A 2,870-nucleotide genomic window follows, 5' to 3' on the forward strand; every position below is an offset into this window, starting at 1 on the left:
ACCAAGGCGACGACGGGTAGCCGGCCTGAGAGGGTGACCGGCCACACTGGGACTGAGACACGGCCCAGACTCCTACGGGAGGCAGCAGTGGGGAATATTGCACAATGGGCGCAAGCCTGATGCAGCAACGCCGCGTGAGGGATGACGGCCTTCGGGTTGTAAACCTCTTTTGGCAGGGAAGAAGCCTTCGGGTGACGGTACCTGCAGAAGAAGCACCGGCTAACTACGTGCCAGCAGCCGCGGTAATACGTAGGGTGCAAGCGTTGTCCGGAATTATTGGGCGTAAAGAGCTCGTAGGCGGTTTGTCGCGTCTGCTGTGAAAACGCGAGGCTCAACCTCGCGCCTGCAGTGGGTACGGGCAGACTGGAGTGCGGTAGGGGAGATTGGAATTCCTGGTGTAGCGGTGGAATGCGCAGATATCAGGAGGAACACCGATGGCGAAGGCAGATCTCTGGGCCGTAACTGACGCTGAGGAGCGAAAGCGTGGGGAGCGAACAGGATTAGATACCCTGGTAGTCCACGCCGTAAACGTTGGGCGCTAGATGTGGGGGCCATTCCACGGTCTCCGTGTCGCAGCTAACGCATTAAGCGCCCCGCCTGGGGAGTACGGCCGCAAGGCTAAAACTCAAAGGAATTGACGGGGGCCCGCACAAGCGGCGGAGCATGCGGATTAATTCGATGCAACGCGAAGAACCTTACCAAGGCTTGACATGCACCTGAAAAGGCCAGAGATGGTCTCCCCGCAAGGCAGGTGCACAGGTGGTGCATGGTTGTCGTCAGCTCGTGTCGTGAGATGTTGGGTTAAGTCCCGCAACGAGCGCAACCCTCGTTCTATGTTGCCAGCGGGTCATGCCGGGAACTCATAGGAGACTGCCGGGGTCAACTCGGAGGAAGGTGGGGATGACGTCAAATCATCATGCCCCTTATGTCTTGGGCTTCACGCATGCTACAATGGCCGGTACAAAGGGCTGCAATACCGCGAGGTGGAGCGAATCCCAAAAAGCCGGTCTCAGTTCGGATTGAGGTCTGCAACTCGACCTCATGAAGTCGGAGTCGCTAGTAATCGCAGATCAGCAACGCTGCGGTGAATACGTTCCCGGGCCTTGTACACACCGCCCGTCAAGTCATGAAAGTCGGTAACACCCGAAGCCGGTGGCCCAACCCTTGTGGAGGGAGCCGTCGAAGGTGGGATCGGTGATTAGGACTAAGTCGTAACAAGGTAGCCGTACCGGAAGGTGCGGCTGGATCACCTCCTTTCTAAGGAGCATCTGCGGTCCGGTCCTCGTGGCCGGCTGCCAGAGCCACGACTCGGACGAACGTTCCGGGGTGGTCAGCTCATGGGTGGAACGTTGACGATGTACTGCCGGGAGACCGGTTCGTGCTCAGTACGGTCCTGCTTCGGTGGGGTCAGGAACGGGACGGGCCGGGGGGTCGGTGGTGTGCACGCTGTTGGGTCCTGAGGGATCGACGTCCTGGGCGGGAACGTCCGGGGGATCGTGACCTCGGGCCTCGATCCGGGTGGGAGCGTTGCTCCTTCCTGGTTGGGGCGCCGATCGTACGTTGAGAACTACACAGTGGACGCGAGCATCTTCGAATCGCGTGGGTCGGGCAGCTTTCGGGTTGTCCGGGTTCGCGTGGATTCATAATGATTCTGATCTTCGGATCAGTCATTGGTCATGTCCGGTTCCTGCTCTTCGATGGGTGGGGACGGGCACGATTCATACTCATGTGTGTGGTCAAGTTTCGAAGAGCAAACGGTGGATGCCTTGGCATCTGGAGCCGAAGAAGGACGTAGCAATCTGCGATAATCCTCGGGGAGCCGATAAGCGGGCTTCGATCCGAGGGTCTCCGAATGGGGAAACCCCGCCCGGCCCAGTGATGGGACCGGGTGACTCCCGCCTGAATGTATAGGGCGGGTAGAGGGAACGCGGGGAAGTGAAACATCTCAGTACCCGCAGGAAGAGAAAACAACAGTGATTCCGTGAGTAGTGGCGAGCGAAACCGGAAGAGGCTAAACCGATCATGTGTGAGAGCCGGCAGGTGTTGCATGGTCGGGGTTGTGGGACCTTCGGACAGTTCTGCCGAACTGTACTCGTATGTCGCGTGGTGTAGACGAACAGTCTTGAATGGCTGACCGAAGAGGGTGGCAGTCCCGTAGTCGAAACATCTACGTGCGCGTGGAAGGGATCCCAAGTAGCACGGGGCCCGAGAAATCCCGTGTGAATCTGCCAGGACCACCTGGTAAGCCTGAATACTCCCAGATGACCGATAGCGGACAAGTACCGTGAGGGAAAGGTGAAAAGTACCCCGGGAGGGGAGTGAAAGAGTTCCTGAAACCGTTTGCTTACAAACCGTCGGAGCGACCTGTATTGGTTGTGACGGCGTGCCTTTTGAAGAATGAGCCTGCGAGTTAGTGGTATGTGGCGAGGTTAACCCGTGTGGGGGAGCCGTAGCGAAAGCGAGTCCGAACAGGGCGGTCCAGTCGCATGCTCTAGACCCGAAGCGAAGTGATCTACCCATGGCCAGGTTGAAGCGACGGTAAGACGTCGTGGAGGACCGAACCCACCAGGGTTGAAAACCTGGGGGATGAGCTGTGGGTAGGGGTGAAAGGCCAATCAAACTTCGTGATAGCTGGTTCTCTCCGAAATGCATTTAGGTGCAGCGTTGCGTGTTTCTTGCCGGAGGTAGAGCTACTGGATGGCCGATGGGCCCGACCAGGTTACTGACGTCAGCCAAACTCCGAATGCCGGTACGTGAGAGCGCAGCAGTGAGACGGTGGGGGATAAGCTTCATCGTCGAGAGGGAAACAACCCAGACCACCGACTAAGGCCCCTAAGCGTGTGCTAAGTGGGAAAGGATGTGGAGTTGCA

General features: G+C 58.3%; 2 rRNA genes. Both read left to right on the forward strand.

From position 1 onward, the window contains the following. Positions 1–1,257, forward strand: a 16S ribosomal RNA gene (locus VKV29_RS00800); the annotation flags it as partial. Between the two features lie 477 nt (positions 1,258–1,734). After that, a 23S ribosomal RNA gene (locus VKV29_RS00805) occupies positions 1,735–2,870 on the forward strand; the annotation flags it as partial.

Origin of the sequence: Chthonomonas sp. (assembly GCF_035294165.1) — a bacterium.
Classification (GTDB): domain Bacteria; phylum Armatimonadota; class Chthonomonadetes; order Chthonomonadales; family Chthonomonadaceae; genus Chthonomonas.